This window comes from Rhodococcus sp. IEGM 1354, from assembly GCF_030056855.1.
Taxonomy (GTDB): Bacteria; Actinomycetota; Actinomycetes; order Mycobacteriales; family Mycobacteriaceae; genus Rhodococcoides.
Window position 1 is genome coordinate 484,479 of sequence record NZ_JASHKT010000004.1, and the last position, 22,859, is coordinate 507,337.

Here is a 22,859-nt window from a genome sequence, read left to right on the forward strand (position 1 = left end):
CGATCACGGCTCGGCGCGCCTCCGTCGCAGGGCAACGTGACGCGTCTAACGTCCGGTGACGTGACCGAGCACCGATCTGACGCCGAACCTGCGCCTTTCCGCGCCGCCATCGACGCGATGCATCGGGCGCAGGTACACCCGGCGATCGAAATCGGCCCGATTCGGCCGCCGCAGAGACTCGCTCCGTTCAGCTATGCGATCGGTGCCGAGGTCAAGCACGCCGACTCCGAGCAGATCGACGAACAGAGCGACGGCGACGCGTTCGGCCGTCTGATCCTGCTGTACGACCCCGACGGTGCCGAGGCTTGGAACGGCACTCACCGCCTGGTCGCGTACATCCAGGCCGACGTGGACGAGTCCCTCGCCGACGATCCACTGCTCCCCGAGGTCGGCTGGAGTTGGCTGGTCGACGCCCTCGAATCGCGATCGGAACCGTTGAACGCGCTCGGCGGCACGGTCACCTCGACCAGCTCGGTACGGTACGGCGACATCGCCGGCCCGCCGAAGGCTCACCAACTCGAACTTCGCGCGTCCTGGACGGCGACGTCGGAGGATCTCTCGACTCACGTCGAGGCGTTCTGCGAGGTGCTCGCCTACGCCGCGGGCCTGCCGCCCGCGGGCATCACCACCCTCGGTCAGCGCAGTTCCAGTCGGACATAGCAGTTCCAGTCGTACATAGTTGCCGGTCCGTTCGGCCCCAGGGCCTAGAGTCACATCTCATGTCAGCCGAGAGTTCCCCGGACACCGCGTCGGATGCAGAAGCGAACGAGCCTGTCGCCGTTCCGTTGTTGGCCCCCGCTGACGGGGTTCCCGACGTCGTCGACACCGTCGATGCCGTTCGCGCAGCCGCAGAGGCACTTGCCGCAGGCCACGGGCCCCTCGCCGTCGACGCCGAGCGCGCGTCCGGCTTCCGCTACTCCCAACGTGCGTACCTCGTGCAGTTCCGCCGCCGCGGCGCAGGCACCGTGTTGCTCGACCCCATACCCGTCACCGGCGACCTCGCACCCCTGGCGGAGGTCATCAACCCGCTCGAATGGGTGTTGCACTCCGCGGACCAGGACCTGCCCGGTCTCGCCGAACTGGGGCTCGTCCCCGCCACGCTGTACGACACCGAACTCGCCGGCCGCCTGGCAGGATTCGACCGCGTCGGCCTCGGTGCGATAGTCGAGCGAACCCTCGGCCTGGCCCTGCAGAAGGGGCACGGCGCGGCCGACTGGTCCACCCGACCCCTCCCCGACACCTGGCTCAACTACGCCGCCCTCGACGTCGAAGTTCTGCTCGAGCTGCGAGACGCGATGGCCACCGAACTCGAGGCACAGGGCAAAACCGAGTGGGCAGCACAGGAGTTCGCACACATCCTCGCCCTCGGCCCGCCCAAACCGAAAACCGACAGATGGCGTCGGACATCGGGAATCCATGCGATCAAGTCACCACGAACGTTGGCTGCCGTCCGCGAATTGTGGACCACCCGAGACGAATTGGCGGCCAAACGTGACGTAGCACCGAGCCGGGTCCTGCCCGACTCGGCGATCGTCGCCGCGGCGACGGCCGATCCGAAGTCCTCACGCGAACTCGAACAGCTACCGGTCTTCGGCGGCCCCCGTCAGCGTCGGTCCTCTCGGTTGTGGGCCTCGGCCCTGACCCGAGCACGGGCGCTGCCCACCGCGGAATTGCCGTCGATGGCGGCATCGTTCGACGGGCCGCCACCGGTCAACCGATGGGCCCGCCGCGATCCGGACGCAGCGTCCCGACTGGCCGATGTGCGTGCGGCGATGACCGAGCTGAGCGAATCGGTGTCGGTACCGGTCGAGAACCTGCTGATGCCGGATCTACTTCGGCGACTCGTATGGGATTGGCAGACTCCCGACGACGACGGCGTCGACCCAGGAGAGATGATCGACGCTCGGTTGACCGAGGGTGGGGCTCGGCCGTGGCAACGCTCGCTGGTAGTGCCGGTTCTGACGAAGGCACTGCACCCTTCCCAAGTTACCGACGGGTAATACCCGCTACAGTGGGTGGCGCGTCCGGGCACCCGGACGAGTCGTCCGCATCTGTCGGGAGGATCGAAAAGCGTGTCTGTACCCCCGTCCACCAGCTCACAGAGGAATGTTGTCTTCGTCGACGGCATCCGTACCCCGTTCGGCAAGGCAGGCCCCAAGGGCATGTACGCCGACACTCGCGCAGACGACCTCGTCGTCAAAGCAATACGCGAGCTTCTCCGCAAGAACCCCAATCTTCCTCCCGAGCGCATCGACGAGGTCGCGATCGCTGCGACCACACAGACCGGCGATCAGGGCCTGACCATCGGCCGGACGTCCGCTCTCCTGGCCGGGCTCCCCCGCAGCGTCCCGGGATTTGCGATCGACCGCATGTGCGCGGGTGCGATGACCTCGGTGACCACCACCGGATCGGGAATCGGATTCGGCCAGTACGACGTCGTCATCGCAGGCGGAGTCGAGCACATGGGCCGCCACCCGATGGGTGAGGGTGTCGACCCCAACCCGCGCTTCCTCGCCGACAAGCTCGTCGATCCCAGTGCACTGGTGATGGGCAACACCGCCGAGAACCTGCACGACCGGTTCCCGAGCATCACCAAGGACCGCACCGACGCCTACGCCGTCGCGAGCCAGAACAAGTACGACGCCGCCAAGAAGGCCGGCTACATCGCCGACACTCTCGTTCCGGTCGCCACGAAATCCGCCGCAGGATGGGGTCTGGCCACCGAAGACGAGCCACCTCGTCCCGGCACCACCGTCGACGATCTCGCCAAGCTCAAGACGCCGTTCCGGCCTGCAGGTCGAGTCACCGCAGGCAATGCTGCCGGTCTCAACGACGGCGCCACCGCGGCGATCCTCGCCGGTGAGGACACCGCGCACGAACTTGGCCTGAACATCGGTATGCGGATGGTCGGCTTCAGCTTCGCCGGTGTCGATCCCGCCGTCATGGGCATCGGCCCGGTCCCCGCAACCGAAAAGCTGCTCGGCCGAACAGGATTGAGCATCGACGACATCGGCCTGTTCGAGATCAACGAGGCCTTCGCCATCCAGGTTCTCGCCTTCCTCGAGCACTACGGCATCGCCGACGACGACCCCCGCGTCAACCAGTGGGGCGGCGCCATCGCGTGTGGCCACCCGCTCGCTTCCTCGGGCGTTCGCCTGATGACGCAGCTCAGCCGTCAGTTCGCCCAGCAACCCGACGTCCGCTACGGCCTGACCACCATGTGCATCGGTCTCGGCATGGGCGGCACCGTCATCTGGGAGAACCCCAACCACGCCGATTACTCAGGAGTCAAGGCATGAGTGACATCACGACGGCGTTCGAGGACGAGGTAGTCACGAACGCGTTCACCAAGATCGTGTCCGTACCGGGGCTCGACGGCTCCATCGCCCTCGTGACCCTCGACAACGGCTTCGATCACACCAAGCCGTCGACCTTCGGTCCCGGCGGACTCGCCAAGTTCGACGCCGCACTCGACGAGGCATTCGCAGCGAACCCGATGGCCATCGCCGTCACCGGCAAGCCGTTCATCTTCGCCGTCGGTGCCGACCTCAACGGTGTGCCGAACATCAAGAGCAAAGATGAGGCGCTGCAGATCGGACAGCTGGGCCACAAGGTCTTCCGCCGCCTGCGGGAGTCGACGGTTCCCACGTTTGCCTTCATCAACGGTGCCGCACTCGGCGGTGGACTCGAAGTGGGACTGCACTCGCACTACCGCACCGTCGCGGAGAACGCCGCCGCGCTCGGCCTACCCGAGGCCTTCCTCGGCCTGGTACCGGGATGGGGCGGAACTCAGTTGCTGCCCAACATCATCGGAGCCTCGAACGCGGTCACCGTCGTCGTCGAGAACGCACTGAACCAGAACCGCGTCCTCAAGCCGCAGCAGGCACTCGACCTCGGCATCGCCGACGCCCTCTTCGGCGGAGCCGACTTCCTCGAGCAGTCTCTCGCGTGGGCCGCTCAGGTCATCAAGGGCGAGGTCGTCCCCCACCGTCCCGAGATCGACCGCGGGCAGGCCTGGGACGACGCCATCGCCCGTGCCAGGGGCATCGTGGCCGGCAAGACCGGGAATTTCGCACCGGGCCCGGTCGCTGCCGTGGACCTGCTCGAGCTCGCCAAGAACACCGACATCACCGATTCCGCGTCTCTCGACAAGGCCTTCGCGGCCGAGGACGACGCGCTGTCGACGCTGTTGGTCAAGGATGAGTTGCGCGCCGGACTGTACGCCTTCGACTTGGTTCAGAAGCGCGCGAAGCGTCCCGCCGGTGCGCCCGACAAGTCGCTCGCCCGCAAGATCTCCGGTGTCGGCATCGTCGGCGCCGGTCTGATGGCCAGCCAGCTGGCGTTGCTGTTCGTGCGCCAACTGAAGGTGCCGGTGATTCTCACCGATATCGATCAGGAACGCATCGACAAGGGCGTCGGCTACGTCCACGGCGAGATCGACAAGCTGCTCGGCAAGAAGCGCCTGTCCCCCGACGCCGCAAATCGCTTGAAGGCGTTGGTGTCCGGATCGATCGACAAGTCCGCATTCGCGAACACCGACTTCGTCATCGAGGCCGTGTTCGAGAACCTGGACGTCAAGAAGAAGGTATTCGCCGAGGTCGAGGAATTCGTCTCTGCCGAAACGATTCTCGCGACCAACACCTCGTCGTTGTCGATCACGAAGATGGCGGCCGACCTGAAGCACCCCGAGCGCGTGGTGGGCTTCCACTTCTTCAATCCGGTAGCAGTGCTTCCGCTGCTCGAGGTCGTCAAGGGCGAGAAGACCGACGACGCCACTCTCGCAACGGCATTCGCGACGGCCAAGACCCTCAAGAAGTCGGCCGTGTTGTCGGCGGATCTCCCCGGATTCGTCTTCAACCGTCTCGTTACTCGCGCGTCCAACGAGATCATCAGCGCGATCGACGAGGGCACCCCGTTCGATGTGGCAGACGGCGCTGTGGGCGAACTCGGCATGCCGATGAGCCCGCTGACGTTGCTGGCACTCGTCGGACCGGCCGTCGCTCTGCACACGGCCGAAACCCTCGCCGAGGCCTATCCGGATCGGTTCAAGGACTCCGCCGGCTTCCGCGCTCTCGTCGAGGCGAAGAAGCCGGGTGTGTGGACCTACGGACCCGAGGGCCAGGTCGTCGACCCTGAGGTGGCCGCACTGTGGCCGCAGGGTGATTCACCGTCGACGGCCGAGCAGGTTCTCGAACGAACCCGCAACGCCTTCGCCGACGAAATCAAGATCATGCTCGACGAAGGCGTCGTCGCGGCGGCCCAGGACATCGATCTCTGCCTGCTGCTGGGCGGCGGCTTCGGATTCTGGAACGGCGGTATCACTCCGTACCTGGATCGCAGCGGCGCGTCCGAGGCCGCGACCGGTCAGCGCTTCCTCGCGCCCGGTGTAGCCAGCGTCTAGCTCTACCCGCCGAGTTCGAGGTTATGGACGGATTTCTCCGGATTTTCGTCCATAACCTCGAACTCGGCTTTTTCGTGTCGGGATAAGGTCTGATCCGATGAACAGCGAACGCAGTCGGTTGATCGGCATCGCCTATCGAATGCTGGGTTCCTACAGCGACGCCGAGGACGCAGCATCGGAAGCGCTGCTCCGCTGGTACCGACTCACAGACGCCGAACGTGACGCCATCGACGTCCCCCGTGCGTGGCTCACCCGCGTCGTCGGCCGCATCTGTCTGGACCTGCTCGGATCCGCCCGCGTACGCCGGGAACACTATGTGGGGCAATGGCTTCCCGAACCCGTCCGAGCCCTTGCGACCGGCGACGACGGCACATCGGACCCGGCCGAGCGCGTCGCCCTCCACGCGTCCGTCGGCCTGGCGTTGCTCGTCGTTCTGGATTCGCTGAGCCCCGCAGAACGTGTCGCGTTCGTGCTGCACGATGCATTCGCAGTTCCATTCGACGACATCGCGAACGTTCTCGGTCGGACCCCCGCCGCCTGCCGCCAACTGGCCTCGGCCGCCCGGCGACGGGTTCACGACGATCGCCGCGGCCCCAGCGCTCCCGACACCCACGACCGCGTCGTCCGCGCTTTCGTGGCTGCCGCCGCCGGCGGAGATCTCGATGCGCTCGTTGCACTGCTCGCCCCCGACATCACCCTCGTCAGTGACGGCGGCGGACGAGTGTCGGCGGCCCGCAACCCGGTTCGCGGGGCCGATCGGGTCGCCCGCTTCGTCCGGGGTATCACCGTCAAGTCCACCGACCTCGACCGGTCGATCGAATCGGTCAACGGCCTGACCGGGATAGTCCTTCGCCGACACGGTGTGGTCACCGGTGTGATCGGTTTCCGCACCGATTCCGCCGTGGTCACCGACGTGTGGATCGTGCTCAACCCGGAGAAACTTCGACACTGGTCGTGACGGCCATACATTCTCGTGGGCTACGTCGTCAGTGCAGGTGAGGCCCGAACTCCTCGAGCCGATCGACTCCGAACAGGACAGGTGGACACACGATGAAGATCGCCGTAGCCGGTGGAACAGGAACCGTCGGAACGCATGTCGTCGACGTGGCGCGTGAGCGTGGGCACGACGTCGTCGTGCTGTCGCGGTCGGCCGGTGTCGACCTCGTCGACGGGACCGGCCTGTCCGACGCTCTGGCCGGCGTCGACGCTGTCGTCGATGTCGCGTCGACACAAACGGTCTCGGCGAAGGAATCGACGGCGTTCTTCTCCGCCGTCACCCGCAACCTGCTGTCGGCCGAGATCGACGCAGGAGTCGGCCACCATGTGGCGCTGTCCATCGTGGGGATAGACAAAGCTCCGCACTCGTACTACGCCGGAAAAGTCGCGCAGGAGAACATGATTCGGTCCGGGTCGGTGCCGTGGACGATCCTGCGAGCCACTCAATTCCACGAATTCGCCGCTCAGATCCGTGCACGCGCGTCGTTCGGTCCGGTGAGCATCGTGCCGAAGATGGTCTCGCAACCGATCGCCGCCCGCGAGGTTGCCGAACGATTGATCGATCTGGCCGAGCACTCTCCCGCGGGCCGCGTTGCCGACCTCGGCGGGCCGAGACAAGAACGGATGGCCGAGATGGTGCGGCGCTATGCACGTGCCATCGGTGCCCGTGGCCTGGTGCTCGAGGTCTCGATTCCCGGCGCATACGGTCGCGCGATGCGCGACGGAACGTTGGTCACCACGACCGGTTCGGATCACGGTTTCCAGACCTTCGATCAGTGGTCGGCCACCCAGGCGCGATAGCCACCTGCCGCCGAACTCGAAGCTATGGACGACTTACGACAGTTTTCCGTCCGCAACTTCGAGTTCGACAGCGCAATATCGGACAATTCACCTTTTCCTGTGAACCGATTACTGAACGCCGCGAATATCGAGTCGATTTCACTGACGCGCCGGCACTCCGAGGACGAAGATGGCGAAGACCACCATGGACGCTGTTCACCCGAAAGCTGGTTCATGCCATGACGCAATCGACCGATCGGCACACCGCAAAGGTCATCGGAGTCACCATCGCCGCCGCTGTCGGCGGGTTTCTGTTCGGATTCGATTCGTCCGTCGTGAACGGCGCAGTCGACTCGATCCAGGAGAATTTCGCTCTGTCCTCGTTCGTCACGGGGTTCGCGGTCGCAATCGCACTACTCGGGTGCGCGGTCGGAGCCTGGTTCGCCGGCCGCCTGGCCGACAGTTGGGGCCGCAAGAAGGTGATGCTGCTCGGCTCCGCGCTGTTCACCATTTCCTCGGTGGGGTCCGGGTTCGCCTTCAGTGTCCCCGATCTGATGTTGTGGAGGGTCCTCGGCGGGTTGGGTATCGGAATTGCGTCGGTGATCGCGCCCGCGTACATCTCGGAGATAGCACCGGCTCGCTATCGCGGTGGATTGGCATCGCTGCAACAATTGGCAATCACCGTCGGAATCTTTGCCGCGCTGCTCTCGGATGCGGTTCTTCAGAATGCGGCAGGCGGACCGTCCAACGATCTGTGGTTCGGCCTCGAAGCGTGGCGGTGGATGTTCCTGGTCGGCGTCGCGCCCGCATTGGTCTACGGATTTCTCGCGACACTCATTCCAGAATCACCTCGGTACCTGGTGGGTAAACACCTCGACGAGGAAGCTGCACGCATTCTGGGCGACATCACCGGCGAAGTGAACCCCGACGAACGCATCCGGGAAATTCGCCTGACTCTCCGGCGAGAATCCAAGTCCTCGTTCGCAGATATCCGAGGACCCAAATTCGGTCTGCAGCCGATCGTGTGGGTCGGTATCACGATGGCGATTCTGCAGCAGTTCGTCGGGATCAACGCGATTTTCTACTATTCGACGACGCTGTGGAAGTCGGTGGGCTTCAGCGAGAATCAATCGTTCGTCACGTCGGTGATCACGTCCGTCATCAATGTGTCGATGACATTCGTCGCAATCTTGTTCGTCGATCGATTCGGTCGCCGAAATCTGTCGATGATCGGCTCGATCGGCATGTTCGTCGGTTTGGTCCTGGCCGCAGTCTCGTTCACGCAAGCCGTAGGAAGCGGCGACCAACTCGAATTGCCGTCGCCGTGGGGCCCGGTCGCGCTCGTCGGCGCGAATCTGTTCGTGGTCTTCTTCGCCGCAACCTGGGGTCCGATCATGTGGGTGATGCTCGGAGAGATGTTCCCCAATCGAATGCGTGCAGTGGCATTGGGCATCAGTACCGCCGCAAACTGGATAGCGAATTTCGCCATCACATTGGCATTCCCGCCGTTGTCCGACACCATCGGACTCGGCGTCATCTACTCGTTCTTCGCCCTGTTCGCTCTCCTTTCCTTCTTCTTCGTCAAGTACAAGATCACCGAGACGAAAGGGATGGAGCTCGAAGACATGGGCGTCTGAGTCGAGGTTGTCCGAACGACGGCGGGTCTGGGGTTCTCTCGACCGATAAGGCAGGGTGGGGGTTCACTCTGTCGGTCGATCTGCCGTCGAAAGCAGGACATGAAGCTACGTATCGCATTCGCCGTGGGCACAGTCGTGGTGTTCGGACTGAGCCTGCGCCTGCTGTTCGGCAGTACCTCGGCGCTCACCTCCGACATCGCCGAGTTCTACTCCGCGAACTCGACATCCATGGCGTTGCTGACCACGGGTCCGGTGATCTGCCTCGGCGTATGCGCCGCCACCGCAAGCTATTTCGTGCGCCGTGCCCAGGTTGCGCACGTGCTGGTGCTGTGCCTGTCCCTGGTGGCCGTCGGTACCGCTGTACGCGCGGTGCCGTCATGGCCGATTCTCGTGGTGGGCACTCTCGTCGCGGCGGCGGGTATCGCGGTGGCGAATGTGTTGGGTCCGGTTTTCGTCCGTCTGGTGGTGCGGGAGTGGAGCCTGTCGGAACGACCCAGGGGCAGGGAGTGGAGCCTGTCGGAACGACCCAGGGGCAGGGAGTGGAGTTCGACAGGTGAATCCGATGCAGCGGCTGGGCGACGGCTGGGGTTGTTGACGGGGGTGTTGACCGCGATGATCAGCGCCAGTGCAGGAGTGGCATCGGGAGTATCCGTTCCATTGGCCGAAGCGATCGACGGTGGTTGGCGGATTGCGCTGGGGCTCTGGTCGATTCCGGTCGCGTTAGCCTCCGTTTGGATGGCGATCTTCGGCAGGGCGTTCGCGCGCGGGCGGTCGGTTGCCGGGCCGGCGACAATCCCCGACGCCGCTCCCCCTCGGCGACGCCCGGGCGTTCTGACATCGCCCGTGGCGTGGTCGTTGACGGCATTCATGGGTTTGCAGTCGCTGATGACGTATTCGATGATCGCGTGGTTACCGACGATCTTTCGTGATCGCGGGGTGGACGCGCGTGATGCCGGCCTGCTGCTGACTGCGTTGTCGGTCAGCAGTGTGCTGACCGCGTTGACGGTTCCGAGCCTGGCCACCAGGTCGAGGAACCAGAGCGCGTTGGCCGTCGCCGTGACGCTACCGACGTGCGTGGGCCTGCTGGGGATAGTGTCGGCGGCCGATTCCTGGGCCCTGGTGTGGGCGATACTGCTCGGTTTGGGCCAGGGCGGGCAGTTGTCGCTCGCGATGACTCTGATGAATTTACGGGCCTCGAACGCCCGTGATGCTGCGTCGCTCAGTTCGATGGCACAGACGGTTGGATACGTGTTGGCTGCTGCCGGTCCGCTGGTGTGCGGGGCCGTTCATTCGGCGACGCAGCGGTGGGAACCGCCGATAATGTTCCTTCTGGTGGTGACGATCCCCATGGCTGCAGCAGGTGCGGTGGCCGGCCGCCGCGTCGTGTTCGGAAGCGAGGCGGAGCCGGCCGACGCCGTCAGAGGCTCTTGACCCAATGCGAGACTTGCTGCACCACGGTTTCGCAGGTGAGTCCGAACTCGTGGTGCAGTTGCTCCCGAGATGCGTGGTCCAGGAACCGTTGCGGCACACCGAGATCGCGACAGGGCACGTCGACACCGGCACCGCGCAGCGCGGCCGAGAGCGTCGAACCTATCCCGCCGTGCAGGCCGCTGTCCTCGACGGTGACCACCAACCGGTAGTCCTCGGCCATCTTGAGCAGCGACTGTGGGATCGGAAGCACCCAGCGTGGATCCACGACGGCAACCGAAATACCCTCTGCTTCCAGCTTTTTCGCGGCGTCGAGGGCGAGCGACCCGAACACTCCGACAGCAACGATCAGCACGTCGCCGGTGGCCTCGGACGGCTCGGTCAGCACGTCGAGTATTCCGTCCAACCTGCGCACCGCAGGCACCGTTTCGGTGACCGCGCCCTTCGGGAAGCGAAGTGCCGTAGGGCCGTCCGAGGTCGCAATCGCCTCGGCCAGCTCCTCTCGAAGGGTGGCGGCGTCTCGTGGCGCTGCCACCTTCATGCCCGGAACGATGCCGAGTAGAGACATGTCCCACATGCCGTTGTGGGACGCGCCGTCGGCACCGGTGACTCCCGCGCGATCCAACACGATGGTGACGGGAAGACCCAACAGGGCGACGTCCATCAGCAGTTGATCGAACGCGCGGTTGAGGAACGTGGAGTAGATGGCGACCACGGGATGCATACCGCCGAGCGCGAGCCCGGCGGCCGAGGTCATGGCGTGCTGCTCGGCGATACCGACGTCGAACATTCGGTCCGGAAACCGGACCCCGAACGCCGCGAGCCCGGTGGGCGCGGCCATCGCGGCGGTGATGGCCACGACGTCCTCGTTCTGCTCGCCCTGCTCGATCAGTGCCGCCGAGAACACCGACGTCCAATCCGGAGCCGATTTGGATCGGGCGAGGCCGGTCGCAGGATCGATGACGCCGGTGGCGTGCATCTGGTCGGCCACGTCGTTCTCGGCATGGATGTAGCCCATGCCCTTGCGCGTCACCGCGTGCACGATGACCGGGCCGCCGTACGCCTTGGCTCTGCGCAGTGCCGATTCCATGGCGTGCTGGTCGTGACCGTCCACCGGGCCCAGGTACTTGATGCCGAGATCGGTGAACATGACCTGCGGGCTGATGGCGTCCTTCACTCCGGCTTTCATGCCGTGCAGCATCGTGTAGGCGGCGCGGCCGACCACGGGAATCCGTCGCACGATCCGGCGGCCGTTGTCGAGAATCTTCTCGTATCCCGGCTGCAGTCGCAGAGCTGCCAGGTGATCGGCCAGCCCGCCGATCGTCGGGGCGTACGAACGGCCGTTGTCGTTGACGACGATCACCAGCGAGCGGTCTCGGCCGGCGGCGATGTTGTTGAGCGCCTCCCAGCACATACCGCCGGTCAGCGCGCCGTCACCGACCACAGCGACGACGTGCCGGTCGGTCTCTCCCTTGAGGGCGAACGCTTTTGCCAACCCGTCGGCATACGACAAGGACGCCGATGCGTGCGAGGACTCGACCCAGTCGTGCTCGCTCTCGACTCGAGACGGATAGCCGGACAACCCACCCTGCTTGCGGAGCGTGTCGAACATTCCGGCGCGTCCGGTGAGCATTTTGTGCACGTAGGCCTGGTGGCCGGTGTCGAAGATGACGGGATCACGCGGTGAGTCGAAGGTGCGGTGGATCGCCAGAGTCAGCTCCACCACGCCCAGATTGGGACCCAGGTGGCCCCCTGTTGCCGATACCTTCTCGACCAGGAATGCGCGGATCTCGCGGGCCAGTTCGGCCAGCTCCGCACTATCGAGGTCGCGCAAGTCCTCGGGCGTCTGAATTCGCGCTAGGACACCCAACGAGATCGCTCCCTCCGGCCGGAAAACATATTCGAAAGACCAGTCTACGGAGTGGCTGCACCCAGCCGCTCCGTCCAGCATTGTCTCGCCGACACTACCGTCGGGTAGGCAGGTGCCCGGGATCAGTCCCCCCTCACCTCGAATCCGCTCGAAACGGACACCCGAATACAGTGTCGCCCATGAGCAACGTCGTCGATGCCATCCTGACCCGGGTGCACGAGCTGTGCCGGGACGACACGTCGGGACAGGTTGCCGACTACATTCCCGAACTCGCAGCCGTGACGCCGGACGGCTTCGGTATCGCCCTGACGACCACCGACGGTTACCTGTACGAAGTCGGCGACACGAGGATGCCGTTCACCATCCAGTCCATCTCCAAGCCCTTCACCTATGCACTCGCGCTGGCCGACTGCGGTCTCGACGTCGTCGCGAGCAAGATCGACGTCGAACCCTCGGGTGAGCCGTTCAACGAGATCAGCCTGGACGCCGTCACCGAGCGGCCCCGAAACCCGATGATCAACGCGGGTGCGATCACGTCCGCGTCGCTCATCGGCGGCCGCACCGCGGAGGAACGATTCGAGCGCATCCGAGCGTCATATTCGCGGTACGCAGGAAGGTCCCTGAGCTTCAACGACGCGGTGTATCGATCCGAAGCGCGCACCGGACACCGCAATCGCGCCATCGGCTACATGCTGCGATCCTTCGGCATCATCGACCACGACCCGGAGGCCGCCGTCGACCTGTACTTCCGCCAGTGCTCGATCGACGTCACGGCGGCGGATCTGGCCATGATGGCCGCCACGATGGCCAACAACGGAGTCAATCCCCACACCAAAGAGCGCGCGCTGGCACCCGCACTGGTCGAACGCGTGCTGTCGGTGATGACGACCTGTGGCATGTACGACGGCGCAGGCGACTGGGTGGCGCGGGTGGGTATGCCGGCCAAGAGTGGGGTCGGCGGCGGCATCCTGGCGGTGCTTCCTGGACAGATGGGCATCGCCGTCTACTCCCCACGCCTCGATTCGCACGGCAACAGCGTGCGCGGGGTCGCTGCCTGCCGAGAACTCTCCACCAGACTCGAATTGCACTTTCTGCACGTCACTCGGGCCGCTAAGTCGTCGATTCGGCGTCGGTACGTTCTCACCGAGGCGCCGTCGCGAAAACGACGATCCGAGATCGAACAGGCCACACTCGCTGCTGTCGGCGACCGCGCGCGGGTCTACGAGTTGCACGGGGACCTGCTGTTCTCGGGTGCCGAGACAGCGGTCCGCGAGATCGGCAACCTCGACCGGAACCTCGATGCACTCGTCATCGACGTTCGTGGCGTCGACGAGGTGAGCGACATCGCCCGTTCGATGTTCGAGGACCTACGCCGCGATCTCGCCGACCACGGCTGTGTGGTGTGCCTGGTGGATCCCAGAGCCATCATGGGCCACACGACGTCGAGCCTGGACCCGAACGATCCGGCGGGCCGGGTGTACTCGAGTCTGAGCTCGGCCATCCAGTGGGCAGAGAACCTGCTGCTCGATCGACACTGCTCCGGCGCGCGGCAACCGGCAGAGATCACTCCGGCCGAGCACCCGTTGCTCGCCGGTCTGTCCACCGAGCAATTCGACTCGGTGACTCCTTATCTGGAGAAACGTCACTACGCACGGGGCGACGTCATCGTTCACCGTGGTGCGCCGGCAGCGGGTCTGTTTCTGATCCTGCGCGGAGAAGTGACATCGACGGCCGTGTCCGCAGACGGGGGCACACACCGCATCACGACGCTGTCCCCCGGGATGAGCTTCGGCGAGATGCCACTGCTGATGTCGGTGCCGTTTCTGCTGGACATGGTGGCCGACACCCCGGTCGATCTGGTGGTCGTGTCGGTATCGCACTTCGAGGCACTGACTCGGGACGCACCGGAAGTGAAGCTGGCGCTACTGGAAAATCTGGCCAGCGGCGCGTACGGCCAGATGGCCGCCGTCGTCAAGACACTCGGGCGGTTCGACATCGGCATCTGATCCGACTGTCGAACCGCCCGTGTGGACGTGCACGGCCCCCGATCAGGCGTCGAGCGTGATCATCGTGAGGACCTCGGTGGGCTGCGCCGAGCCGCCTGCAGGCTCGAGCGAGAACGCAAAGTTGGTCGACGCTCCCATACCGTCCACAACGGTGCCGTCGCTCGACGTGAGCTGATCCTCGGTGACAACGCCGGCGGAGCGCGGCGCACCGTCGACGAACCACATTTGGTAGACCCGGCCCGAGGGCGGCTCCGGGACACCGTCCAGGGTCACCACGACTGCATCTCGACTCAACGAGTACGAGACCTTTGCAGTGCCGCCGCCCGGGAACTCCGCGGACGCCTCACGAGCGTCGGGAGCTGCGACGATCTGCTCGGCCTGGGAAGGCTGCGGATCCGAGCCCATGGTCTGCGTGACGACGACAACGCCACCGACCGCGACGACGATCGCGGCAGCCGCGGACACCATCGAATATCGCCACGTGTTGGAGCGCTCACGTCGATGCCGGTGCAGCGGAGTGACGTTCGGCGGTAGCTCTCGGACCGTCGGATCCTGATCGCTCGTGGCGACACGCGCGAGCACGGCCTCCCGGACGCGTTCGGGTGCGGGTGCCGCGTCTGCCGCTGCAGCCAACGCCAGCGTTTCGTGGATCTCACCCACGAGGATGTCGAATTGCGCCCGGGTCGTCTCGTCGACGCGGATTCGCTCGGCTTCGGTGGCGCGCCGCTCGGACTCGCTCATCGCGTGAAGGGCATAGACCTCCGCGTCGTCCAGCAGTCGTTGCCGTGACGGTTCACTCATTGCGGGATCACCCCCAGGCATGTCTTCAACTTGATCAATCCATCTCGTATGCGCGATTTGATCGTCGGCACGGCTACTCCGAGCCGTTCGGCGACCTCGCGATAGGTGTACCCGCTGTAATAAGCCATTCGTACCGACTCGCTCTGCGTATCGGTCAGAGTGTCGAGACAGGCCACGACAGCCTCCGATTCGAGCCGCTGGGTCACCGTCTCGAGTACCTCGTCGTGCTCGGGCGTGTGACTCACGGCACCGTACGCCGCCTCGCGGTCGGTACCCGACTGCTCGCTACGTACCCGATCGACCGCCCGCCGATGTGCCAGCGTCATGATCCACGCCAGCGGACTCCCCTGGCTCGGATCGTAATTCGGTGCCGCGCGCCAGATCTGGAGGAACACCTCCTGTGCGGTCTCCTCGCTGTACCCCGGGTCGCGAAGCACACGCACCACCATCCCGTACACACGGGAGGACGTGGCATCGTACAGTTCGGCGAAGGCCGACCGGTCGCCCTGAGCAACGGCCGCCATCAAGCGACGGAGACGGTCCGTCTCCTCGGCACGCAGATTCTTGAGTTGCGGGCTCGGTACTGCGCACACCGCATCCTCGACCGAAGTGCTGTCCTCGGACTCGGGCGGCGTTCGGTCACGGCCGGTGCCCGCAGATCCGGAAGCGTCGGAGAACGGCACGCTCATCGGACTGTCGTCCCAGCAGACGGGTTCATGATCGAGTTCATCGATCATGACACTAGTGGTCATGTAGCCCTCATATCGAAACCTCCGCGTTTTCCCGCCGCAGTACATATTCGGAACAAACACCCCGAGGGATGGTCCGCGACCGAAATTCGTTTGCGCAGAATTGGACCGGGCTTCATCCTGGGTGCGAGAATCGGACAAACGCGGGTAATCGGGCGGACAGCTCGATGGAGGGACGGACACGCATGACGGCCATCGAAACCCACGGGCTCGTCAAACATTTCGGCACCACAGCCGCAGTCGACGGCGTGGATCTGTCGATCCCGTCCGGCGGGGTGTACGGCGTGCTCGGACCCAACGGGGCCGGGAAAACCACGACCATCCGGATGCTGGCGACACTGCTTCCGATAGACGGCGGCAGCGCACGAGTCCTGGGACACGACGTGGCAACCGAGCCGGAGGCCGTTCGCCGAAAAGTTTCTCTCACGGGTCAATTCGCCTCGCTCGACGAGGATCTGACCGGCACCGAGAATCTGATTCTGCTGGCGCGGCTGCTCGGCTACTCACGTCCGGCCGCCCGAGCGCGCGCTGATCAACTGTTGACAGCATTCGACATCGCCGACGCCGGACCGCGACAGGTCAAGACCTACTCCGGTGGCATGCGCAGGCGCATCGACATCGCGGCGAGCATCATCGTCACCCCCGAGCTGATCTTTCTCGACGAACCCACCACCGGCCTGGACCCGCGCAGTCGCAATCACGTCTGGGAGATCGTCCGAGCACTGGTGGCAGGCGGCACGACGGTACTGCTGACGACGCAGTATCTCGACGAGGCCGACCACCTGGCCGGGCGCGTGGCGGTGATCGATCACGGCAAAGTCATCGCCGAGGGCACGACGGGCGAGCTGAAGGCATCGGTGGGATCGAACTCACTGCACCTGCGCGTGCTCGATGCCGGGCACCGGAATGCCGCGGCGAGAATCGTCCGAGATCTGGTCGGCAGCACCGTGACCGAGGACGCCGACCCGTTCACCGTGTCCGCACGACTGGACAATTCGGCGCAGGCGGCACCGATCCTTCCTGCTCTCGAATCCGCCGGAATCGCCATCGCATCCTTCACCCTCGGTCAGCCGAGTCTGGACGAGGTGTTCCTGGCGCTGACCGCGCACGACGCGGGAGCCGAAGCGGGCGTGGGAGTGGAGCAGGTGGGTGCGAAAAAAGCTCAAATCGACAACGGGGAGATCGCGTCATGACCACCGAGGCCCAACGATCCGCCCCACAGGCGTCGACGATCATCGATGTTCTCTCAGCCGCAGGTCCGAGGCCGGAGCGTCCGTCGTCGCTGTCGACGTCGCTGAGTTTCGGCTGGCGGGCGTTGCTGAAGATCAAGCACGTACCGGAGCAGTTGTTCGACGTGACGGCGTTTCCGATCATGTTCACGCTGTTGTTCACGTACCTGTTCGGTGGCGCTCTGGCCGGTTCGACCGACGCGTACATCCAGTTTCTGCTGCCGGGCATCCTGGTGCAGACCGTGGTGATGATCACGATGTACACCGGCGTGACGATGAACAAGGACATCGAGAAGGGTGTGTTCGACCGGTTCCGATCGTTGCCGATCTGGCGCCCGTCGCCGCTGGTCGGTGCGTTGCTGGGTGACGTCGTGCGCTACACGTTGGCGTCGGTGATCGTACTGATCTTGGGGCTGATTCTCGGTTTCCGGCCGCAAGGCGGGCTACTCGGTGTGATCGCATCGATCGTGCTGTTGCTCGTGTTCTCGTTCTGCCTGTCCTGGATCTGGACGATGATCGCCATGATCGTGCGCACCGAGGCAGCCGTGATGGGGATGTCGATGTTCATCCTGTTTCCGCTGACGTTCGCGAGCAACATCTTCGTCGACCCCAACACGATGCCGGGGTGGCTTCGTGCGTTCGTCGACGTCAACCCGGTCAGCTTTCTGGTGGCGTCACTGCGAGGCCTGATGCAGGGCGATGTCGACACCGGCCAGCTCGGAGTGACTCTGGTGCTGTCGGCGGCGATGCTGGCGATCTTCGGACCGATCACGATGCGGCTGTACAACCGCAAGTCCTGATCCGCGCCTCCCGGTGCAAGCGTCAGGATGCGGCGCGGGCTCGGTGTCGGCGGACTGCGTCCCGGTTCGAGCACACGGTTCCGCAGTACCGCTGCCGTCCGGTGCGTGAGGTGTCGGCGAACGCGGTCGTGCAGTCGGCTGCGGCGCACCGATGGAGTCTGTCCATTCCGCGACCGGTCAAATGCAGCGCGGTACCGACACCGACCAGTGCCCTGATGACGCCGCCCAACGCGATGTTGGGATCGCGGTAGTGCATGTGCCAGCCGTCGTCGGCGTGGTTGGTCAGCCTCGGATACGCGGATGCCTGTGCAAGGAGGGCGTTCAGAGCTTCGGCCCGCTCCTCGGCTGTCTCGGCATCCACCACGCGAGCCCAGTCGCGGAGGAACTCGAGTGTGTCCGCGAGATCGGCGTCGGTGGCAGTCCAGTCGGGAACGAGGCCGGCGTCGATGCACCGGGAACCCAATTCGCTCGGCGATGTGGGTGGCCGGTTGAGGAGGTCGATGCCCAGTTTCACGGCATATTCGCCGTAAGGGTTGATGTGCACAAGACCATTACATCACAGTGGGTGCATGGACATCGAACACAGCACACACGCCTGGACCATCCGCTCACTCCACGACACCAGCGAAGGCCTCGTCGGCTACCAGGGCTGCCACTGCGGAGCTCAACGCATCGTCTCGGTACCCGCGCAGACGTTCGCCCCGGTTGCCGAAGTGGATCACCCCAGCACGTTCGCCACCGCAGGCACCACCGTGTCGAGTGCATAGCCGATGGACAGCGCCGAGTTGGTGGCGTAGGACTTCGCGACTTCCGGGTTGTCGAACACGACGTAGCGGCCGTCCGCGACAGCCGGAATCCGTTGGAACAGCGGATTGTCGGTCACCTCGGACGGCGCCTTCTGGATGGGGAAGACGATCAGTACGTCGGCGTCGAGCAGGTCGAGCTCCTCCCCGGAAATCGGAACCGAGAAGCCGCGCGGCGGAAGAGAATCGATGGTCGGGCTGGTGACGAAGCCGAGCTTCTTCATGAACTCGAGTCGACTGTTCGACGAGATGTATGCGCCGTATCCGGTGCCGCTGTAGGCCCCGACCACCGCTGTCTTGCCGGCGAATTCCGGATGGGCAGCGGCCGCTGCATCGAAACGGTCGGCGATTCCTGCGAGCAGCGCGTCCCCTTCGGACTGCTTGCCGAGTGCCGTGGCCACCATCGTGACCTGCTGCTCGAGCGTTGTCAGGTAGTTGTCCGCCCCCGCCGGTATACCCACCGTCGGAGCAATGGCGGAAAGCGTGGCGTACCGATCGGCGTCACCGGAGCTCTTGGTGTCGAGGATCAGATCCGGCTCGAGCGCCGCTACCTGCTCGAACGACGGCTCCTGCGTCCCGATGATCTGCGGTGGTTCGTCGTAGAGCCCGGCCGCCCAAGGACCGACGCCGTCGCCGCCGAAGGCAAGCCAGTCGCTCGCACCGACCGGTGAGACACCGAGCGCCAGTGCGGTTTCCGCGTCACCCCAGCCGAGCGCGACGACGCGCTGCGGGGCACTGTCGACGGTCACGCCGCCGAACTCGGTATCGATCGTGACAGGGAACGCAGCCGCCGATCCGTCGGACGGCGCCTCCGATCCGGGTCCGTCGTCCCCGCCCGACCCACACGAGAGGACGGCGGTCAGGAACAGCAGGGCGACCGACACAGCACCGACGGTGCGACGAATTCTCACCCGAGAAACGGTACGTCAGACTCGCCAAGATTGGTGAGGCAACCCTATTTACGGACGAAGCGGCCGATACATTCGACGTGGCTGGTCAGAGGAAACGCGTCGAACGCGCGCACGTCCGTCAGCTCGTAACCGGCTGCCCGGTAGAGGCTCGCGTCCCGCGCGAACGATGCCGGATCGCAGCCGATGTGGACGATCGTGCGGGGAGACCGCGTCGCGAGACCTTCGATGACGTCGCGTCCGGCACCGGCTCGCGGCGGATCGAGTACCGCCACCGCCACCGATTCCGGCAACGAATCCATCGATCGCTCGACCCGGCCCGGCGCGAACGAGACCTGAGCAAGGTCGTGCAGCGCCGAACGCCCGTCCTCGGCGGCCCGGCGCGAGAACTCGACGCTGGTGACTCGTCCGCTCGATCCCACCCGCTCGGCGAGAGCCGCCGCGAACACGCCGACACCGCCGTAGAGATCCCATGCGCCGTCACCCGGCTCGGCGTCCGCCCAGTCGCGCACGACGTCGGTGTACACCTGGGCCGCTCCCTTGTGCGCCTGCCAGAAGCCGGTGGCATCGAGTGTCCACGGCCGCGCCGAGACGAATTCGGTGACGCGACCCGAGCCGATGACAGCCTTTTCCGGCCTGGCCCGGGACGACGCTGCACGACGCGCCGACGCACCGCGGCGGCCCGGAGACCGGCGTCCGGTTCGCGTCAACTGGGCCGGTGCCACCTCCACCACATGGCGTTCACCCCTACCGTCGAGGACAACCTGCAATTCGGCACCTGCGCGCCACTCACGATCGGACAATCCATCGAACGCAACCGGATCCATTTGCGGGCACGACAACTCCGTGACGATCGAACTGCTTCGATAGCGGTGGTAGCCGGGCCGTCCACCCGAATCCACTGCCAGCCGAACACGGGTCCGCCAACCGGCGCCGTCGCCGGTGCCCGGCAACTCCTCGACCGGAACGTCCCTCTCGATGCCCGCGACGCGGCGCAGCTGTTCGGCGACGACGGAGGACTTGAGTCGACGACCGGCTTCGGGGGTCGCGTGAGAATAGTCGCAGCATCCCGAACCACCGGGCCCGGAGATGGGGCAGCGAGCGTCGATGCGGTCCGGCGACGCGGTGAGGATCTCGATCGCGTCGGCGCGGCAGAACGACCCACCGCGATCCTCGGTCACCTTGGCCATGACGCGTTCCCCCGGTAGCCCGTGGCGGACGAACACCACTCGACCTTCGTGACGGGCCACGCAGAACCCACCGTGTCCGGGAGCCCCCAGTTCGACGTCGAGCACCAGCCCGAACCAGTTCTCGGTCATTTGCCCGCCGGCGGTTCGTAGCCGCGACGCGATGCACCCGGCGCATTTCCGAGCACCTCGCGCCTGGCCTTCTCCGACGAGCGCAGCTGCCACGGAACGCTGGTGACCATCACGCCGGGTTGAAACAGCAGTCGGGACTTCAATCTCAGCGCACTCTGGTTGTGCAGGACCTGCTCCCACCAGTGACCGACGACGTACTCGGGGATGAAGACGGTCACCACATCACGTGGTGAGTCGCGTCGAACTCGTTTGACGTAGTCCAGAACCGGCTTGGTGACTTCGCGGTAGGGCGATTCGACGACCTTGAGGGGTACCGAGACGTCACTGGCCTCCCATTCACGTACCAATGCTCGGGTGTCCACCTCGTCGACGTTGACGGTGACGGCTTCGAGAGTGTCGGGCCTGGTCGCGCGTGCGTAGGCGAGAGCCCGCAGGGTCGGCATGTGCAGCTTGGACACCAGCACGATCGAGTGCGTGCGGCTGGGTAGTACGCCGTCCCACACCTCGTTCTCGAGCTCGCGCGCCACGGTGTCGTAGTGCTTTCTGATCATCCGCATCAGGATGAAGATGGCAACCATCGCCACGATCGCGATCCAGGCTCCGGCAGCGAACTTGGTGATCAACACGATCACGAGAACGGTCGCCGTCATGGCCAAACCGACACTGTTGACCACCCGCGAGCGCTGCATCCTGCCGCGCTGCTCGCCATCGGTCTCGGTCCGGAGAAGGCGGGTCCAGTGGCGGATCATGCCGGTCTGGCTCAGGGTGAACGAGACGAACACACCCACGATGTAGAGCTGGATGAGCTTGGTGACCTCTGCTCCGAACACCACGACGAACACGATAGCTGCGCCGGACAGGAACAGAATGCCGTTACTGAAGGCAAGGCGATCGCCGCGTGTGTGCAACTGTCGGGGTAGATACCGGTCCTGAGCGAGCACCGAGCCCAGCACGGGGAAGCCGTTGAATGCCGTGTTCGCGGCGAGCACCAGGATCAATGCCGTCACGGCGGTGATGAAGAAGAACCCAACGGGGAACCCGCTGAACACCGCCTCCGCCAACTGCGCGATCAACGTCTTCTGGTGGTAGCCCTCCGGCGCCCCGATCAGCTGCGTCTCCGGGTCCATCGCGTACTTGATGCCGATCTTCTGCGCCAGCACGATGATGCCCATCAACAACGTGATGCCGATACCGCCGAGCAGCAACAGCGTGGTGGCCGCGTTGCGGGACTTGGGTTTCTCGAATGCAGGCACCCCGTTACTGATGGCCTCGACTCCGGTCAGCGCCGCGCAACCCGACGAGAACGCCCGCGCGACGAGGAACGCGAACGCGATCCCGTACAGATGCGAGTCCTCCGCTTTCAGATCGAACGTCGCCGACTCGGCGTGAATGTCGTCTCCGAGCACGTAGACCCGGAACAACCCGTAGCCCAACATCAGGAACATGCCGCCCATGAAGGCGTATGTGGGAATGGCGAACGCGGCACCCGACTCGCGGATACCGCGCAGGTTGATCGACGTGATGAACACGATGGCCACCACTGCGAACAGCACCTTGTGCTGCGCGACGAAGGGCACGGCCGAACCGATGTTCGACGCGGCCGCCGAAATGGAGACCGCCACGGTGAGCACGTAGTCCACCAGCAATGCACTGCCCACGGTGAGACCCGCCGCAGGACCGAGGTTGGTGGTCGCGACCTCGTAGTCACCACCGCCGGATGGGTAGGCATGCACGTTCTGTCGGTAACTGGCGACCACCACCGCCATCACGACACAGACCGCGAGACCGATCCATGGAGTGAACGTGAGCGCCGATATCCCGGCCACGGACAACACCAGGAAGATCTCTTCGGGTGCGTACGCCACCGAGGACATGGCGTCCGAGGCGAACACCGGCAGCGCGATTCGCTTGGGTAGCAAGGTATGACCGAGCTTGTCGCTGCGGAACGGCTTACCGAGAACCAGCCGCTTTGCGGCAGTCGAGACCTTGGACACGATCAGAAGCGTAGGCCGTCGGCTCGCCGGCGGCGCAACCACGCGCCCTTTGACTTCCATCCGATGCCCACCCACGGTCGAACCGGTGACGAATCCCCGATACGTTGGTGCTCGCATGCACACGGTGGCAATGTCGTC

Annotated in this window: 19 protein-coding genes; 12 read left to right on the forward strand and 7 right to left on the reverse strand. The window is 65.1% G+C overall.

What is annotated here, in order from left to right:
- The first annotated feature begins 60 nt into the window (after positions 1-60).
- From QM588_RS11865 to QM588_RS11900, 8 genes are all read left to right on the forward strand, one after another.
- Entirely contained in the window at positions 61-660 is a 600-nt protein-coding gene (locus QM588_RS11865) for a DUF3000 domain-containing protein (protein WP_283313446.1), read from the forward strand.
- A gap of 59 nt (positions 661-719) precedes the next feature.
- Positions 720-2,000 (forward strand): HRDC domain-containing protein, encoded by a 1,281-nt coding sequence (locus QM588_RS11870; RefSeq protein WP_230073511.1) that lies wholly within the window; start codon positions 720-722, stop codon positions 1,998-2,000.
- A gap of 72 nt (positions 2,001-2,072) precedes the next feature.
- The gene (locus QM588_RS11875) at positions 2,073-3,299 is read left to right on the forward strand and encodes a thiolase family protein (protein ID WP_027496915.1); all 1,227 of its coding nucleotides are present in this window, start codon (positions 2,073-2,075) and stop codon (positions 3,297-3,299) included.
- Positions 3,296-5,401 (forward strand): 3-hydroxyacyl-CoA dehydrogenase NAD-binding domain-containing protein, encoded by a 2,106-nt coding sequence (locus QM588_RS11880; protein ID WP_283313451.1) that lies wholly within the window; start codon positions 3,296-3,298, stop codon positions 5,399-5,401. The genes QM588_RS11875 and QM588_RS11880 overlap by 4 nt, the downstream gene beginning before the upstream one ends.
- Positions 5,402-5,498: 97 nt before the next feature.
- Positions 5,499-6,359, forward strand: a complete 861-nt coding sequence (gene sigJ, locus QM588_RS11885) for an RNA polymerase sigma factor SigJ (protein ID WP_283313453.1) — start codon at positions 5,499-5,501, stop codon at positions 6,357-6,359.
- A 92-nt stretch (positions 6,360-6,451) separates the two neighbouring features.
- Entirely contained in the window at positions 6,452-7,198 is a 747-nt protein-coding gene (locus tag QM588_RS11890) for an SDR family oxidoreductase (protein ID WP_283313454.1), read from the forward strand.
- A 218-nt stretch (positions 7,199-7,416) separates the two neighbouring features.
- The gene (locus tag QM588_RS11895) at positions 7,417-8,814 is read left to right on the forward strand and encodes a sugar porter family MFS transporter (protein WP_283313455.1); all 1,398 of its coding nucleotides are present in this window, start codon (positions 7,417-7,419) and stop codon (positions 8,812-8,814) included.
- A gap of 99 nt (positions 8,815-8,913) precedes the next feature.
- Complete coding sequence (locus QM588_RS11900; protein WP_283313457.1) at positions 8,914-10,245, forward strand: MFS transporter; 1,332 nt, start codon at positions 8,914-8,916, stop codon at positions 10,243-10,245.
- On the opposite strand, the gene dxs is transcribed toward QM588_RS11900, so the two are convergent.
- On the reverse strand, positions 10,232-12,112 hold the full coding sequence (gene dxs, locus QM588_RS11905) for a 1-deoxy-D-xylulose-5-phosphate synthase (RefSeq protein ID WP_283313458.1): 1,881 nt from the start codon (positions 12,110-12,112) through the stop codon (positions 10,232-10,234). The two genes, QM588_RS11900 and dxs, sit on opposite strands and share 14 nt — an antisense overlap.
- A 179-nt stretch (positions 12,113-12,291) precedes the next feature.
- Between dxs and glsA the strand changes: the two genes are divergently transcribed.
- Positions 12,292-14,118, forward strand: coding sequence for a glutaminase A (gene glsA, locus QM588_RS11910; RefSeq protein ID WP_283313461.1), 1,827 nt, complete (start codon positions 12,292-12,294; stop codon positions 14,116-14,118).
- Between the two features lie 42 nt (positions 14,119-14,160).
- On the opposite strand, the gene QM588_RS11915 is transcribed toward glsA, so the two are convergent.
- Together QM588_RS11915 and QM588_RS11920 are read right to left on the reverse strand one after the other, a co-directional pair.
- Positions 14,161-14,919 (reverse strand): anti-sigma factor, encoded by a 759-nt coding sequence (locus QM588_RS11915; RefSeq protein WP_283313464.1) that lies wholly within the window; start codon positions 14,917-14,919, stop codon positions 14,161-14,163.
- Complete coding sequence (locus QM588_RS11920) at positions 14,916-15,671, reverse strand: sigma-70 family RNA polymerase sigma factor (protein ID WP_027496905.1); 756 nt, start codon at positions 15,669-15,671, stop codon at positions 14,916-14,918. Before QM588_RS11920 ends, QM588_RS11915 begins: the two co-directional genes overlap by 4 nt.
- 164 nt (positions 15,672-15,835) lie before the next feature.
- On the opposite strand from QM588_RS11920, the gene QM588_RS11925 reads away from it, so the two are divergent.
- Together QM588_RS11925 and QM588_RS11930 are read left to right on the forward strand one after the other, a co-directional pair.
- The gene (locus QM588_RS11925; protein WP_283313465.1) at positions 15,836-16,861 is read left to right on the forward strand and encodes an ATP-binding cassette domain-containing protein; all 1,026 of its coding nucleotides are present in this window, start codon (positions 15,836-15,838) and stop codon (positions 16,859-16,861) included.
- Positions 16,858-17,697: an ABC transporter permease gene (locus QM588_RS11930; protein WP_283313466.1), complete on the forward strand. Its 840-nt coding sequence runs from the start codon at positions 16,858-16,860 to the stop codon at positions 17,695-17,697. The genes QM588_RS11925 and QM588_RS11930 overlap by 4 nt, the downstream gene beginning before the upstream one ends.
- 22 nt (positions 17,698-17,719) lie before the next feature.
- Here QM588_RS11930 and QM588_RS11935 read toward each other — a convergent pair whose 3' ends face one another.
- Entirely contained in the window at positions 17,720-18,241 is a 522-nt protein-coding gene (locus tag QM588_RS11935; RefSeq protein ID WP_283313468.1) for a CGNR zinc finger domain-containing protein, read from the reverse strand.
- A gap of 25 nt (positions 18,242-18,266) precedes the next feature.
- Between QM588_RS11935 and QM588_RS11940 the strand changes: the two genes are divergently transcribed.
- Entirely contained in the window at positions 18,267-18,464 is a 198-nt protein-coding gene (locus QM588_RS11940; protein ID WP_283313470.1) for a hypothetical protein, read from the forward strand.
- Here QM588_RS11940 and QM588_RS11945 read toward each other — a convergent pair.
- Genes QM588_RS11945 through QM588_RS11955 form a run of 3 tightly spaced genes read right to left on the reverse strand, consistent with a single transcriptional unit; the run spans position 18,416 to position 22,721 of the window.
- Positions 18,416-19,411, reverse strand: coding sequence for an iron-siderophore ABC transporter substrate-binding protein (locus QM588_RS11945; RefSeq protein WP_283313473.1), 996 nt, complete (start codon positions 19,409-19,411; stop codon positions 18,416-18,418). The genes QM588_RS11940 and QM588_RS11945 overlap by 49 nt on opposite strands.
- A gap of 44 nt (positions 19,412-19,455) precedes the next feature.
- On the reverse strand, positions 19,456-20,727 hold the full coding sequence (locus QM588_RS11950) for a class I SAM-dependent RNA methyltransferase (RefSeq protein ID WP_283313475.1): 1,272 nt from the start codon (positions 20,725-20,727) through the stop codon (positions 19,456-19,458).
- Positions 20,724-22,721, reverse strand: a complete 1,998-nt coding sequence (locus QM588_RS11955) for an APC family permease (protein ID WP_283313476.1) — start codon at positions 22,719-22,721, stop codon at positions 20,724-20,726. The genes QM588_RS11950 and QM588_RS11955 overlap by 4 nt, the downstream gene beginning before the upstream one ends.
- Between the last annotated feature and the right edge of the window lie 138 nt (positions 22,722-22,859).